The following is a 15,386-nucleotide window of genomic DNA, read 5'->3' as shown; positions in this document are numbered from 1 at the left end:
GGCACTGAATTTCTTGGATTGCCCGCATAAAACAAAGCCACCCTCGGCACCTCCCCCTTTACAGCGCTTTTCCATCCACCCGGTCTCCCGCAGGCGCACACAGTTCGCCAGCACCTCGTGCCGCCTCCATCGTGGCAAAACAAAAGTGCCGCTTGACTCGCGCTCAAATGATACGATTGATAATCTCAAATGAGAAGCAAGCCCGCCCACCATTCATCGAAGGTTCAGGAGGTAGCCGCCATATACATCACCCCACCTACACCCACAGCCAGCAAAGGCACCCGTAAAGTCAGCAGCGCCGGCGGCGGCGGCATTGTGGCCTCCCTGGCGCAGGGGCAGCCGGGGCGGGGCGGGGCAGGGGAGTACACGCTGCCCCGGCTGATCGAGTCCCTCAAAGCAGGGCTGCCGGTGCAGGAGTTGCATGATTTGCGCAGCAGCCTGGACCTCCCCATGGAGAGCCTGGTGCCCATGCTTGGCATCTCCAAGGCCACGCTGCACCGGCGCATGGCGGCAGGCAGGCTGGACGCTGCGGAATCAGACCGCGTCATCCGTTTTGCGCGGCTCATGGGCCGGGCGGTGGGCGTCATGGAGTCCACGGAAAACGCGCGGCGCTGGCTGGCCGCGCCGCAGCGCGCGCTCGGCGGCGCGGTGCCCCTGGAATACGCTGAGACGGAAGTCGGCGCCCGTGAAGTGGAAGACCTCCTTGGCCGCATTGAGTACGGCGTTTACTCATGAAGCTGCAGGCCTGGCGCATCGTAAAGCAGAAGCACGCCGCCACCGCCTTCAGTGGCGAAGGCGCGCGGCTCTACGGCGGCCGGTGGAACTCCCCCGGCGTCAGCCTTGTGTACACCAGCAGCACGCAGGCTCTGGCCGTGCTGGAGTCGCTCGTGCACCTCAATCCGCCCGTCGTTTTTCAGTACGCCGTCATCCCGCTCGAGTTCGACGACGCGCTGGTGGAAAAAGTCACCTCCCTGCCGCCCGGCTGGCATGCGCAGCCCGCGCCCCCGTCCGTCCGCACCGTGGGCGATCTCTGGGCACGCGAGGCCCGCAGCGCCGTGCTGCAGGTGCCCAGCGCCATCGTCCCCACCGAGTACAACTACCTCCTCAACCCCGCGCACCCCGATTTCCCCCGGATCACCCTCGGCCGACCCGCGCCCTTCTCCTTCGATCCCCGCTTTCTCTGAGCACCCACGCGCCCCCCTCGCATCGCGGCGCACCTGGAAAGCATGACGTGGTAGAAAATAACGTCTACCACCCGGAAATGCTCCTTCATGCCCGGGCCTCGCACATGCCTTCCCCGCGTTGAAAACTGCCCAAAAATGCGGCTGCTCCACGACTCCCCGGCCAGTTCACACCCGCGCCCTTGCCACCCCGCCGGTTCCGGCAGCCGATCCCACCACCGCACCAGCCACCGCACGCCCTGCCCCAACACTTTTGCATGCGGCCGGCGCCCTTTGTGGCCGCGAATACTCATTGTCGGAAGCAGAAAACACCCCGGCAGCCTGACGCATCACTCAGGGTTCACCCGACACCGCGCTCGGGTGGCGCGAATGGACGGAGCGTGCGATATGACACGCATATGAAACCCTCCTTCGAACCCCTCGTCCTGAAGTCCCACCCCTCCGTCGGCGAAGCCCACCCCAACTCCCCGGAAATGCGCGCCGTGCAGGTCCGCCTCTTTGAGAACTCAGACATCGAAGGAAAAGTCATCTACGCCGGCCCCAAAAACTGGCAGGTCACCGAATCCTTCGTCCTCCGCACCGCAGCGTAAAGCATCAGCGGGCAGGGCTGCTGCCACAATGATTGGTTTCGCTTTCGAAATTCCGTGGGCACCTTCGCCCCTCACCAGTCACTGGCGCCACAGGCGGCCCGCGCACCCACCCTCCCACGGCTTCTTGTGCGAGGCTCTTCACCTTCCTGGATCACTCGGTGATCTGCCAGATGTCAGCACCTCCATCCGGCCGCTTTCTGTCCGAATCTCGAAACCTTCGGCTTGAAACCCCGCCCCTTCTTCGTTGGATACCCGCGTCTCCCGTAGGTATTTCACGAAATGGCCGACCCCGCTCCCAGCGATCCCGAAATCACCGCCGCGCAGGCAGGGGGGCAGGCACAGCCTGCGGAGCGCCACGTTTGCCTGCCGGGGGACTGCATTGATCCCGGCGCCACGCCCACCATTTTCATCAGCCATTCGACGGATTCTCTCAGTCCCGACGATCCTTGCTTCAAAATGCGCAAGGTGCTCAAGGAGGAGCTTGAGAACAAGGGCTGGAACGTCTTTCTGGACACCGAAGTCATGCAGCCCGGAGCTCCGTGGCGCGCAAAAATCCTGCACAATCTGGCCACCGCCCGTGCCTGCATCATTTTGCTCAATGCCAGGGCCTCCTGCTCCACCTGGGTCAGGTCGGAAGCCCTCATCATGTGCTTCCGCAAGTCCATCAATCCGGCGCTTCCCGTCGTGCCGGTGGTCTTTCCAGATGGCAATATCGATGACATCTTTCTCAAGACTCACGAGCCCTTTCAGTTCAATGAAATCCAGCGGCTGACCCTGAAGTTTGAAAACGGCCGCTCGCTTGAAGATATCGCCAGGTCCATCGCCGCACTGCCCGAGCTGCAGGCCGGCATGCGCACCCCTCCGAAGTGCTCCGCCTGGGTGCAGGATGTCGCCGATCTCCTCGCCGCGCTGCCGCCCCGCATCCTGCAGCGCACCGTGCCGCCGCTCAGGCTCAATGTCGCTGAGGCGGCCCTGAGCAATGAGGCCGCGCAGTCCCTGCGCTTCGGCTGGGCCATGGCAAACCTGCTGCACGAGGAAAAGGCAAACCTGCTGCACGAGGCGCAGGCCCGGCTGCCGCACCAGGAGAAGGCGGACATCTGCAGCCAGGCGTTCACCAAGCTGATCGGTGCCCTTTCAAAGGAGCAGGCAGGCAAGCTCGGCAGGTACCTCGTCATGAACTGGGTCATGAATCAAAGTGTGGAGACCCTTCTCCACGCCCTCCAGCGGCCGGACACCCATGGCTGGCTCGTGCTAAACACCCACCAGTCAGACATCGCACAGCACTACCATGCCCGTGCCTCGGTCGAGGCTCAGTCGATGGGCCTCATCGTCAAAAACATTTCCATCACCGCACCCACCGATGATCTGGAAGATGCGGACTCCCTCGTCGCACTCGTGGACGATGCCCTCTGGAAGGAGCTCACGCGCAACGGAAGAAAAGGGCTTCACTTTGATCCCCAGTCGCAAAATGATCAGCAGTCTCTGAAGGACGCCGTGCAAAATTATGCGCAGTCACAGCGCGTCCTCGTCTGCCAGCTCACCGCCAGGTTCAATCGGGCGCCGGTCATCACCGCCCTCCGGCTGCGCTATCCGCACCTCGTCTTTTTTGTTCTCGACGAGGCAGCGCCGGCGCAGCTTCACGCCGATGCCCGCCAGCTCCAGCCCCCTCTTGTGGATGCCAGCCTTGATGCTCTGGACCAGCTCAAAGACGACTGCGAAACCCTCCTCAGAAACAATTTCAATTAATCCACCGCACCATGACCTTGCCCACGGAATACACGCCCTTTTTGCAATGGAAAAGTCTGGCCCCCTTGAGTGCGGAGGCCTACCGCCCGGACGACCGCTCCGGCCGGGTTTACTGCGAAGACGAGCAGCTGCAATTCGTCACCGAGGTCGCCATCGTCACCCAGCGCCCGCTGCTCCTGCGCGGAGAGCCCGGCTCTGGCAAGTCCTCCTTCGCCCCCTTCATCGCCCGCATTCTCGGCTGGCGCTACTACGAGCACACCGTCACCGGCCGCACTGAGGCGCGCGATCTCCTCTGGCGCTTCGATGCCCTGCGCCGACTGCGTGACGCGCGCGATGGCCAGCGCCGGAAAAACATCTCTGCGGTGAATTACGTCACGCCAGGCCCGCTTTGGTGGGCCTTCAACCGCACGAAAGCCCTCAGCCTCCCCCAGTCACTCGAGCCCTTCCCTGAAGTCAACGCCCAGAGCAAGGAACCACGCGATCCCCTCCGTGCCGTCGTCCTCATCGATGAGATCGACAAAGCCGACCCCAATGTGCCCAATGACCTTCTCGAAGTGCTCGGCACCAATCGCTTTCGCGTCGAGGAGGCGGACATGGTCGTGGACCGCCCCCTGGTGCCTCCCGCAGAAGGCCAGCACGGCAGCCTCCTCACCGTCATCACCACCAATGAAGAGCGCGATCTCCCCGCAGCCTTCCTGCGCCGCTGCGTCGTTCACACCCTCGGCGAGCCTGGGGACCCCGAGAAGAAGCTCCAGCGCCTTCAGACGATCGCCGCCCTGCACATGCAGCCCCTCATTGATGAACGCAATCTCACACGCGATGCCGCAGGCGAGGGAAATGGCGATGCCATGGTCAAAGCCGTCGCCCGCAAATGCCTGGACCTCCGCACAGACCCCAAAAAGCAGCGGCCCAGCGTCGCCGAGTTTCTCGATGCGCTGCGCTTCTGCCTCACCCGCGGGTTCACCCCCACCCATGACAAGTGGGACGTCGTGGAAAAAAGCGTCCTGCTGAAAAAATAGCCTAGCCCCGCCTCGTTCCGCCACCGCACCGTCCGCCTCCTGTTTCATGAACCCCGCAACGCCCCAGCACTGGAGAAACACCCGCACCGAAGTCGGTCTGGCGGAGGCTCTTCAGGCGTCCGCCATGCTCGGCGTGCAGGGCGGTGTGCATGCGCAGTGGCTCGCCACCGCCCTCGGCCTCGTCTGGCAGGAGAAGGCCGCCGCACTCCCGGCGCCAGTGGCAGCGCCCGACGGCAGTCCGCTTGCAGGCCAGACACCTGCCCCCCAGCCGCCACGTTCCGCACCCGCACCTGCCGCCAAAAAGTTGAAACTGCTGCAGCCCGTGGAAGAAAAGCCACTGCTCTTCGAGCAGCACTTCGGCAAGCTCAAGGACGAGATCCTCGCGGCAGGCGAGATCGCCCCTTCCACGCTCAGGCAGGCGCTGGAGCGTCCCCGCCATCTCCCCCTGCTGGAGGAGCGCTGGTTTCAGGGCATCTTCACCGCCGCACTCGCCACCTCCGCGGACTCGCGGGAGATCGACTTCCGCACGCTGGAGCGGCACCTCTCCCAGGACCGCCCCCTGGAGACGCTCCCCTTCAAAAAACACGGCACCCTCACCAAAGGCGTCCACGTCCTGCTGGACCGCTCCGAGTCCATGCAGCCCTTCTGGAGAGATCAAAGCGAGCTCGTCGCCCGGTTGCAGCGTCTTCTTGGAGTCGCGCTCGTAAAGGAGGCATGGTTTGAGATGGCTCCCTTCGGCCCCGCCGCCTCCCGGCTGCAATGGTCCGACATGGAAGCCCCCACCTTTCACGAGCAGATGCCCGTGCTCCTCGTCACCGACTTCGGTGTCGGGCAGGACGCCACCGCCGCCAGCCACATGGACTGGGCCCCCTGGCAGCCCCTCTTTCAGCTGGCCGAAAGCAGCCACGCACCCATCACCGCCCTCCTGCCATCAGACAAGGAGCACTGCTGGCCCGCAGGCCTCGCCGCCCGCACCGTCAGCGCCCTGCTCTGGGACCGCGAAACCTCACCCCGCACCGCCCTCCGCTCATGCCCCCGCTGACACCGGAACCGGACACACCCCTCAGGGAAAAGCGGCGCAACCGCATGCGCGACATGCTCGCCGCCTGTGAAAAGCAGCAGCCACACGTCTTCGCCCTCGCCACCGTCGCCTCCCTCGCCCGTTCCATCGAGCCCGAGCTCCTCCGCGCCCTGCGCCTCGGGTGGAACCGCATCACCCCCGGCCCGCCACTCACCGTCGCCGCAGAGTCCGGCCTCTGGTTCAGCAGCTTCACCGAAAGCCGCGGAGCCGACGCCATCACCCTCCAGGCCGATGTCCTGCACGTCTTGCGACCCCGACTCAAGGCGCAGCCTTCATGGTTCAGGACAGCCCGTGAGATCATACAGACCGCCCACGCCGCCGCACCCGCCGTGCTGCAGTGGGAGGAGCAGCTCGTCTATCTCGCCCTGGCCGGCGATGATGGCAAAGCCGAGCTTGAGCAGCTCATCCTCCGAGGCATCGGCACCATCAGCACCGGCACCCGCCTCCCCCTCGCCCAATGGATCACCGAAATGTGGCCCCGCCTCCCGCCAGAGGCCCGCGACCACCCCCGCATGGGCACGCTTCACAGCATGGCCTCCGGCATGCTCACCCTCCGCCGCACCTCCGGCCGCAGCACCAGCACAGAAGCCTCCCCCGGCGATCTCATCCTCGACTTCTCCCGCATCCCCACCCGCGAGTTAGGCGTCTACTATCGCAACGGCCAGTTCATCCTCGGAGATCTCCCCGAAGCTGAGTTCGGCATCCAGGTGCCCGACTTCGATCCCGTGGAACTCGACTATGCCATCGGCGCAGATGCCGACTGGACTGAACTGATACCGATCGCACGCGGGGAGCGCGTCGGTCTCAAAGCGTTTCAAAATGAACCCCTTCGCCTGCGCACGCTCGCCGGTCGCACGTATTTGGTTAGCAAAAAAGAGCTGGGCGTGGAAGAAGATGAAGGCATACAGTTTTACTCCTGTTTCATCAGTTACAGTTCCAAAGATGAGGAGTTTGCCCATCGGTTGCATGCCAGACTTCAGCAGGAGCATGTCCGCGTCTGGTTTGCACCTGCTGACCTTCAGGGCGGCGAGGCCCTGCATGATCAGATTGATCAAGCCATTAGGATATTTGACAAGTTGCTCATCTTGCTGTCACCCGCCAGCTTGCAAAGCGAGTGGGTGATGGCCGAAATTCGCAAAGCGCGCAAGGCCGAACGCAAGACCGGCCAACGCAAACTCTTTCCAATCCGTCTGGTAGATCATGCCACGCTGCAAGAATGGGAATGCTTTGATGCTGACAGTAAGGAGGATATCGCTAGGGAAGTGCGCCAGAACTTCATTCCAGATTTCACGAGCTGGAAAGATGATGACGCTTTTGAAGCCGCTTTTGCGCGCCTGCTCAAAAGCATTCGAGTTACTGATGTCAACGCCACACAACAGGCTAGACCATTGAGTGAGGACGTCTCATTTCGAGAGAATGACACTCCACCACCAGAGTCCACGAAGCGCATCGTGCGCTACTTCGTTTCCTGTGCTCGGGTAGACAGCGTGACTTCGGACAAGCTGATTGCCGAGTTAAACAAGCATATTGCCGCAAGCAAAGACTTCGAATTCCAACGATGGAAGGATACGAATGTGCTGATCGGCGAGTACTGGCATGAGGAGATTCAAAGGGCAGTTTACGAATGCGACTTTGGCCTTCTTCTTCTCAGCCCGGCGTTTCTGGGCAGCAACTTTATCAGCGGGCGTAGGCTGCCACAGTTTGTGAATGAGGACAAGCTCTGCCTGCCTGTGGGCCTGTGCCGCATCGATTTTGACCATCATGATCTCAAAGGGCTTGAGGAACATCAGATCTATCTCCACGCCCCGCCACGCGGTACGCGTGGCGTTGCCTTCGATGAGTTCGGCAACGCCGATGGGCAGCAGGAGTTCGCTTATGGGCTGTATGCTCGGATCATCGCGCGGTTGAAAAAGTACTTCGCCGATAAAAGTGATTCCGAGGATGGGCGGACGACAGCCCGCCCCTCGCCCTCCGAGACGATTAATAACCTTCCGCCGATCGGATCCTTCCGTGGTCGGGAGAAGGAGTTGCAGAGGATAGCCGACGTCCTGCAGCCGCATAGCCACACGTGGGGCGTGCTCGTGTGGGGCCCCGCAGGCATCGGCAAGACCACACTGGCCATACGTGCGGCGGAGGTGGCTGCGCCGCAGTTTGACCGCGTGATTTTTCTCGCCTCAAAAAATCGGAGCCAGCCGCAGCGTGGCAGCGTGTCGCAGAGCACTTCCATGGTGCCTGCTTTCACCGACCTCATGCACGATCTCGCGCAGCTGCTGGGGCTCCCGCATGTGGCGGAATTGCCGCAGGCCGAATGCATCGACCTCATCACGGCTGCGCTCGAGTCGGAGAAGAAGAAGTTTCTGTTTGTCTTCGATCGCCTGGAGAATCTGGGGGACTACGAATGGAGATTGCTGATTGAGTTCCTCGAAAGTCTGCAGCCGCTCGGCAAGGCCATCCTTGCCAGTCGTCGTCCCTTCCGTGTCGAACATTTCATACCGTTGGAGGGGCTCGAACAAGCGGCCGCTTCGGCTTACTTGGAAATATTGGCAGCCGACCAGCCACTGCTCGCCACGGCCAGCGCGAAGGAGCGTGAGCAGCTATGTGGGCAGACTGGGGGAAATCCCCTCCTGCTGCGCTGGGTGGCGGGCCTGCTAGGGCGTGGCTCCGTCCGCAGCATTTCAGCCGCTCTGGAACTGTGCAGCATGGCTCGCAGAAGCCATGATCCAATCGAGTTCATCCTTGGAGATCTGCTGGAAACATTGACCACCGCCGAAACACAGTCTCTGGCTGCGCTGACCTACTTTACGCAAGGGGCCGAGGCGAACCACCTCGCCGAAGTCGCCGGGCTTTCGAGCACGGCCGCGCTGAATGCCATCAAAGATTTGACGCGGTTCGCTTTGGTGGTTCCAGATCGGCAGGCGGAGAGCTTCGCCATCGTTTCGACCGTGTCTGATCTTCTTCGCATGAAGCGTCCGGATGTCGTGGCAGAAGCCGGCCGCCGTCTGGAAGAACGCGCCTATGCATTGATTCGGGAGTCCAGCGGGCGTCGCTACGAACAGTTTGCTGTCCTGGAAGCTGTCTGGCCTGGAGTGGTCCCGGCCATTCCACTCTTCCTCGCCGGACCGAACCAGCGACTGCAACAAGTATGCGACGCGCTTTTCAACTTTCTCGAGTTCAAAGGGCGTTGGGATGTGCTCATCGCTCTCAATCAGCAGGCCGAAGAAAAAGCCGTGGCGGCACGAGACCATGAAAATGCTGCGTGGCGGGCCTGTCACGCCGGCATTGGCCACTACCATCGCAGAGAGACGGATGCTGTGCTGTCCTGCGCGGATCGTGCTCTGGCGTACTGGCAAAGAGCCTTTTCCTCATCCAGCAGCAGTGAAGGTGAACGAATGCGCGCCCACGCTCTTCTGTTGATGGGGCGCGGTTTCAAACTGAATCAAGACTACAGTGCCGCCATCACCGCCTTTCAGGAGGTGCTTGTATTGCACCGCCGGCTTCCAGCCGGTGAGGTGGATGGGATCGCCGTTCTCAGTGAACTTGCCGATGCCGAGTGGCTTACCGGCGTCTTGCAAGCCGCTGATGCGCATTTTCAGGAGGCGCTTTCTATGGCCCACCAGAAGGGTGACGCGTCCAACATCGCAGCGCTCACAGGCAATTTGGCAAATTTGGCGCTGGCCCGGTACGACTTTCAGCGCGCCGAATCTCTCGCCCGCGAGTCGCTCAGATTGTCCGTGGAACTCGGGCGGCAGGAATGGATCGCCGAGAGCCATCGTAGCATCGCCGAGGCCCTTGTCGCACAAGGGAGAGCCGTGGAAGCGGTGCCCTACGCCGGCCTTGCCGTGGAGATCTTCACCCGTCTCAACTCGCCCAAGCTCGCAGCCGCCCAGGCCACCCTGCGGGCCTGCGAAGCAGCAGCACACGACGAGCTACCGCAGTCGCAAGACTCTGCTCCGCGAGTTCCCCTACCTCCAGCATCCAGCTTCAAAGTTGCCCTTTCTATGGCCTCCAGCTCGCGTGAGATCGCGCGCTCCGTCGCAGAAGCCTGTGAGGCACGCCTCGGGCGCGGCACCGTGTATTTTAACGAATGGTATCAATACGTTGCGGAGGAGCATTCATCAGACGGCACCATTCAGGAAGTCTTTGCGAACGCGCAAATGATCGTCCTCGGCGTGGACGGATCATATTCGCGCAATTTCTGGGGAGTGACTGGGATTGAAGCCCTCAGGGAACGCCTCGTCACACTGCAATCCAGCACGGACGCCCGCGATCGCCTTCGGTTCTTTCCCATCCGGATCGGTGAAGGGGAGCTCGCAGACAGCTTCCTCAGAAATACTGTCATCCTCGATGCACGCGAACGCAGCCCTGAAGTGATAGCCGACATGATTGTCCAACGGCTGGCCGAGATCGAGGCACCGTCCAAGGTCCCCGCTGCCGAGCCCGTCACCTTGGAGCAGCGCCGCTTGGAGTTGCTGAATGTCCTCAACCAGAGGCGCATGCAGGAAGAGGAGGAAGAGCAAAATCGCCGTCAGTCAGCTTACTCATGGGTGTCCCAGGCATGAGTCCCATGGTTTGATCGCCTCAAGGCACCAAAGACGGCTTGGACCCCTGTCGAAATCGCTTCTGCCGCCCCGCCGTTCGTCATCCTCCCACCAACACAAAAATGGAACTCTTTTCCCAAGAGAACAGAGAACAGTAAGCCCCCCCCCTCTCATTTTCCGCTCACGCGCCATTTCCACCCGCCCCTTTTCTGCCATCATGGCGCAGCCTTAGTCTCCAACACCCACTTCCCATGTACGAACAAAAGCTCAAGCACCTCGAATTCATCCAGGCCGTCATCACGCGGATGAATTCCAACTCCTTTCTTCTCAAAGGCTGGTCGGTCTCCCTGGTCTCCGCCATCTTTGCTCTTGCGGCCAAGGATGCGAACATCCGCTACGCCATCATCGCCTACATCCCCGTCATCATCTTCTGGGCGCTCGACGGTTTCTTCCTCTCCCAGGAAAAGCAATATCGCAAACTCTACGAAGCCGTCGCCGCCAAGGACGAGTCGCAGATCGACTTCAGCATGAACGCCTCCAGCTGGAACAGCGATGGCCGCACCTGGGGAAAAACCTGCATCTCCAAGACCCTGCTGCCCTTCCACGGCGCCCTCGTCCTCGTCGTCGCCATCGTCATGTTTGTCATTCCGAGGCTCGGATAGATCAAACTCGTTGTTTCAGGTCGCTTGCTCACCCGCCTTCCCGGTGTACTCGGAACGGAGCTGCGGGAAAGGGCAGGGTAGAGAATGGAATGGCAGGAAATGGCAGAGAGTAGCAGGACAAGACGCACGGAGCGGAGCACACATCCTATCCCCCTCCATCACGCCTTCTTGATCCCCATGGCGGCATCCTTCTCCTGCTGGGCTTTCCTCGCGGCAGCGGCTTCGGCTTTCAGCGCGATGATGCAGAGGGGAAAGGTCTGCACGGCGGTCTCGCCGTTGGTAAAGCGGATGCGGATGGAGATCTTGAGCTGCTGGGACTTTTCCAGATCATCCGGCGCCTGAAAGGTCAGCAGTCCCTGGGGGGTGATGGTGGCTCCCTGCGTGGTGTCCTGCAGTTCGTAGCCGCTCACAGCGTCCGGATTGTTCACCGTCACCTGGTATTCAAGCGTGCGCCCCTCCGCCACCACGGGAGCGGGGTGCGAGGTGGTGCATGCCGTGGCGGGATTGACCATGCGGCACACTCTCTCGAAGTCGAAATCCACCCCCTCCAGCACCGTGCCGCCCCGGCTCAGCAGCACCAGCAGGTTTTTGTCTCCCATGGGCGTCACCAGCGGGCGCTCATCCGCGATGCCTGTGTCGTGGGGGTTCTTGTCATCCCGCACCCGCAGCAGGTCCAGGCCGCCGATGTTGAGCAGCGGCCGGGCATCTGCGGCGGAGTACAGCGTGATCTCCTGCCCGCTCTCCGGCACGGTGTGGCTGATGTCCGTCTTCAGCGTGGCGATGTAGTTGCCGCACGAGCTGATGCCGTGGTACCGCGATGTTTCCGCGACTTTGAATGCGTGGTAGTTGTTGTAAAACACCATGCCGCTGGCATACATCCGCCCGCCCTTGGGCGAAGCGATGGCGACCGGGTTTTTCTCGGACCCCAGGCGCAGATCGTAGCGCCAGATGTTGGAGTCCTGCACATCCTGCGGATTGCGGTGGTAGTTAAAGTCCACCGTGATGCCCGGCGAGATCATGATCATGCCGTTGGGGAAGTTCAGCACGCGGCCGTCCTGCGAGCAGGGGATGTACACCGGCCTCTTCTCCGGGTGCACCCCTTCGACGATGGAGGTCCAGCGCCCTGGCTTCTCGACATAACGGTAAGGCGCCCATCTGCCCGGGGCGAGTGTCTGCTTGTCCACGATGGAGACGAAGGTTCGGTCCACCTTGAAGTCAGCGGCGTAGCCCGGCTGATTGAGGCGCACGTTTTCCACCCGCAGCAGCGTCAGCGGGCCTTCGGGCGTCGTGCCAGTGCCCAGGCCAAAGAGCCGTGCATTCCCCGGCATGGGCACGCGCCCCGTCACGGCGAAGCCCGGCAGCGAGTGGCGCGAGAGCACGCGCGTGTCCGTGTTGTAAATGAAGATGGCGTCTCCGGCCATGAAGGCGCAGTCCGTCTCCGCCAGCGTGCGGCTGCCCGCCACCTGCCAGTCTTTCACCGAGAGCAGCAGCAGCGTGCGATTGTGCAGGTGCAGCGCCAGGTAGTCGTTCAGCTCCTGCACGCGATCAATCGGGCTGCTGCTGAAGAACTGGCGGAAGCTCAGCGGCACCAGCGGCAGGCCCGGTTTGCGGCCGTGGGCCATCTCCTCCACCGCCTTCTCCGTGGCGGCACCGCTCAGGCTGGCGGGCCCGGCCACCAGCGGCTTTTGCCCGCTCAGTCGCAGCCGCACCTGCAGCTCGCAGGCGCGTTGTGGCTGTGGCTGCGCTGGTGCTTGTCCTTGTGCCTGCGCCGGTGCGGCCAGCTTCAGGCCAAACGTCACCTGCTGCGGCAGCAGGTCCTTGCCAGCCTGCCACTGCACCGTGCCGCCTGCCTCCGCAGCCATCCCTTCCGGCGGCGTGGAGAGCGCCACTTCCCTGGGGCCACCGCCCAGCATCCGCGGGGTAAAACGGAAGCTGCCACCACGCGGCACATCGCAGTCAGGGTAGTTCAGCAGCACCGGCACCGGCGGCTGCGGCAGCGCCGCCTTGTCCAGCGTATGCAGCGTGATCTCCTGCCTGCCGTGCCATACCGCCAGCGTCAGGCTCTCCGTGTCCAGCCACAGCCGGTGGGTGAAGGTGCGCCAGTCCCCCGGCGGCACATCGCGGGTTTCCGGCAGTTCCACCGCCGCCCAGGGATCAGCCGCGTAGCAGGAGTACAGCGTGCAGCGCGGCGTGGGGGCGTTGCGCGGGGCGGGCTCGCTCACCTTTCCCGTCAGCAGGAAGAAGTTCGGGCTGTTGCACAGGCTGCCGCACACATCCGTTCCGGTGATCTTGCGGTCCCAGGGGGCGGTGGCCGCCATGGTCGGCAGCTGGCCCTGCTCGTGCCTCCCCCAGTACAAAGTTGGGCTGAATCCCACCACCTCGTCCTCGTAGTGCCAGACGCGGTGCTGGTCGCTTTCTGTGTTTTTGCCATGGGAGATGCCCCATACCGCGCCGCCATCTCCGGCAGCGTTGTAGAAAAGGGTGGGCGGCAGCGCCGTTTCCCTCTGGTTCAGCACATTCGGAGTGGGCCGCACCCGCAGCTCGTGCGGGTCGCAGGCCAGCGCGCCGGCCGCCGTCATCACCGCCACCGGGCCGGAGGCCGTCAGGCAGCCCGCTGCCACGCCCTGGTAGGACATGCCATCCGGCAGCATCTCCTTCTTTTCCAGCGCCAGCGTGCCCGCATGGTGGCGGCGGATCTCCCGCCGGCCCGGGTGCAGCACGAAGATCGCCTCCCGGTTTCCCGTCAGGTGGCACAGCGCCGCCTCGTCCTCGGCCACTGGCAGCGGCAGCCATTTTCCATCCGTCAGAGACAGCCGTTTCCAGTACGGCGCGCCCTCCAGCCGGAGCAGCAGCTCCCGCCCCTCGCAGATCGGCACCCCGTGCAGGATGGGGCTCTCCGTGCTCAGCGTCTTGCGCACCGTGCCCACCACCGGCCCGGCCCCGCCCGCACCCGGCGCCACCGCGCCCGCACCCGGTGCCGTGCCGGGAACGCCCCCGGTCGCCGCCACACCGCCTGCAGACATGGTATTTCCTGCCACGGCATTTCCGTTCATCCCATTTTCTGCCACCGCATTCCCGCCGCCTGCGCCTCCACCCGCACCCGCTCCGGGCTGCCCGCCCAGCCCCAGCACCTTCGGGCGCTCCCCCTTGAGGCCGGTTTCGGACACGATGAGGAATGGCGCCGCATTGAAGTCCGATTGGCCGTCCCATGAGCCGCCTTTCTTCACCAGCTGCACCTGCACCAGATGGTAGCTGCTCTTTGCATTCTCTGGCAGCCGCAGCTGAAACTCCATGCTCCCGTCCGCCGCCATTGCGGAGGACATGTGCCTTTCGGCTCCCGCGGCGATGGGCGGCTGGTTTTGCGTCACATCCGCCACCGCCGGAAAGCTCGGCGTGGGCAGCAGCTGGATCCCCACACGTGCGGAGAAAAACTCCCGCATCGGATCTTTGAGCAGCCCCTTCACCTTCACGTGGCAGATGCCCGGGCGCCCGGGCTCCCTCTCCACCACGCCCGGGTCCACGCTCTGTGGCACGTACACCAGGCGCAGCTCCTCCGCCGCCGCAGGCACGGCCGCCGGCTGCAGCGCCCAGGCCTCCTCCCCGGTCGTTTTGCGGCTGGCATGGCCCACCAGCCGTCCCTGCGCATCCAGCACCACGGCCACGCGCGCGCCCGCCGCAGCGGCGGCCTCCTCCGGCTCCAGGCGCAGCATGCCCTGCTGCAGGCGTGCCGGCAGCAGCGCCACCCCCAGGGTGCCGTTCACGGCTTTGCCCCGCGCCAGGGTGTTGGTGCCCGGCATATATTTCAGCCTGGGCTCACGCATCAGCGCCAGAGCCCTCGGCGGCGGCGGTGAAAAAGACGCCGTCAGCAGGTGCAGCCCCGTGGCGCCAGCGCTTGTCTCCGGACCTGGGGTCAGCCCCGCGTCCAGCCGATACGCAAAATCCTCCGAATACTGCAGCACCGCCGCGCGGGACTTCGCGTCAAAGTGCGCCAAACCCGCCGGGCATTGCAGCACATAGGGCTTGTCATCCGCGTCCAGCTTCTGGCGCAGCACCTGGAGCGTGCAGCCCGGATCCCGCAGCGTCGCCTCATCATACGTCGGCAGCAGCACGGCCACCAACCGTCTGAGGCTCTCTCCCGGCACCGGCTTCTGCGCAAAGCTCTCCGGCTGCAGCAGCACGCCCGTGTGCTCCCGCACCAGCGTCTGCGCCACCGTCACCCGCACCACCACCGTGGCGCTCTCCAACTCGGAGGACAGCGTCAGGGACGGCTTTGCAGGCAAAGCCTTCGGCGCAGGTGCCGGCGCAGCGGCAGGCACTTCCACGCGTGGGCTGCCCGCACCGCTCCCCTGGCTTCCGCCGCCAGGCTTCACCTCCGCCCCGGGCGCAGCCTTTGGCAAGCCCCCGCCCGCAGCCTCCTCCTTCTTCCCACAACCCGCCACCCCCAGCAGCACCAGCAGCCACACCACCCGAAAAACAAAACGTCGAAACTCAGCAAAACGGCATTTCATGGCAGAAAGCATTAGAGGTAAAAAAGTAACAAACAGTGATCAACAAACCGAGAACCGAGAA

10 protein-coding genes are annotated in these 15,386 nt (G+C 63.4%); 8 read left to right on the top strand and 2 right to left on the bottom strand.

Going from position 1 to position 15,386, the window contains the following annotated elements:
• Positions 1 to 189: 189 nt before the first annotated feature.
• The 6 genes from ACILSO_RS23590 to ACILSO_RS23565 all read left to right on the top strand — a co-directional run bounded on the left by ACILSO_RS23590 (position 190) and on the right by ACILSO_RS23565 (position 5,578).
• The gene (locus ACILSO_RS23590; RefSeq protein ID WP_395739931.1) at positions 190 to 735 is read left to right on the top strand and encodes an antitoxin Xre/MbcA/ParS toxin-binding domain-containing protein; all 546 of its coding nucleotides are present in this window, start codon (positions 190 to 192) and stop codon (positions 733 to 735) included.
• Positions 732 to 1,184: an RES family NAD+ phosphorylase gene (locus ACILSO_RS23585; protein ID WP_395739930.1), complete on the top strand. Its 453-nt coding sequence runs from the start codon at positions 732 to 734 to the stop codon at positions 1,182 to 1,184. The genes ACILSO_RS23590 and ACILSO_RS23585 overlap by 4 nt, the downstream gene beginning before the upstream one ends.
• Positions 1,185 to 1,579: 395 nt before the next feature.
• Entirely contained in the window at positions 1,580 to 1,771 is a 192-nt protein-coding gene (locus ACILSO_RS23580; RefSeq protein WP_395739929.1) for a hypothetical protein, read from the top strand.
• 279 nt (positions 1,772 to 2,050) lie between these two features.
• Entirely contained in the window at positions 2,051 to 3,517 is a 1,467-nt protein-coding gene (locus tag ACILSO_RS23575) for a toll/interleukin-1 receptor domain-containing protein (RefSeq protein WP_395739928.1), read from the top strand.
• Positions 3,518 to 3,528: 11 nt separating this feature from the next.
• Positions 3,529 to 4,536 (top strand): AAA family ATPase, encoded by a 1,008-nt coding sequence (locus tag ACILSO_RS23570; RefSeq protein WP_395739927.1) that lies wholly within the window; start codon positions 3,529 to 3,531, stop codon positions 4,534 to 4,536.
• A 46-nt stretch (positions 4,537 to 4,582) separates the two neighbouring features.
• Entirely contained in the window at positions 4,583 to 5,578 is a 996-nt protein-coding gene (locus tag ACILSO_RS23565; protein WP_395739926.1) for a hypothetical protein, read from the top strand.
• Between the two features lie 311 nt (positions 5,579 to 5,889).
• On the opposite strand, the gene ACILSO_RS23560 is transcribed toward ACILSO_RS23565, so the two are convergent.
• Entirely contained in the window at positions 5,890 to 6,144 is a 255-nt protein-coding gene (locus ACILSO_RS23560; protein ID WP_395739925.1) for a hypothetical protein, read from the bottom strand.
• A gap of 15 nt (positions 6,145 to 6,159) precedes the next feature.
• Between ACILSO_RS23560 and ACILSO_RS23555 the strand changes: the two genes are divergently transcribed.
• Together ACILSO_RS23555 and ACILSO_RS23550 are read left to right on the top strand one after the other, a co-directional pair.
• Complete coding sequence (locus ACILSO_RS23555; RefSeq protein WP_395739924.1) at positions 6,160 to 10,176, top strand: TIR domain-containing protein; 4,017 nt, start codon at positions 6,160 to 6,162, stop codon at positions 10,174 to 10,176.
• 230 nt (positions 10,177 to 10,406) lie between these two features.
• Positions 10,407 to 10,817, top strand: a complete 411-nt coding sequence (locus ACILSO_RS23550) for a hypothetical protein (RefSeq protein WP_395739923.1) — start codon at positions 10,407 to 10,409, stop codon at positions 10,815 to 10,817.
• Between the two features lie 158 nt (positions 10,818 to 10,975).
• On the opposite strand, the gene ACILSO_RS23545 is transcribed toward ACILSO_RS23550, so the two are convergent.
• The gene (locus tag ACILSO_RS23545) at positions 10,976 to 15,325 is read right to left on the bottom strand and encodes a hypothetical protein (protein ID WP_395739922.1); all 4,350 of its coding nucleotides are present in this window, start codon (positions 15,323 to 15,325) and stop codon (positions 10,976 to 10,978) included.
• Positions 15,326 to 15,386 lie beyond the last annotated feature (61 nt).

The organism is Prosthecobacter sp., assembly GCF_044226605.1.
Lineage (GTDB): Bacteria > Verrucomicrobiota > Verrucomicrobiia > Verrucomicrobiales > Verrucomicrobiaceae > Prosthecobacter.
Note: the sequence above shows the minus strand (reverse complement) of the source record. Positions and strands in the feature narration are given on the sequence as shown.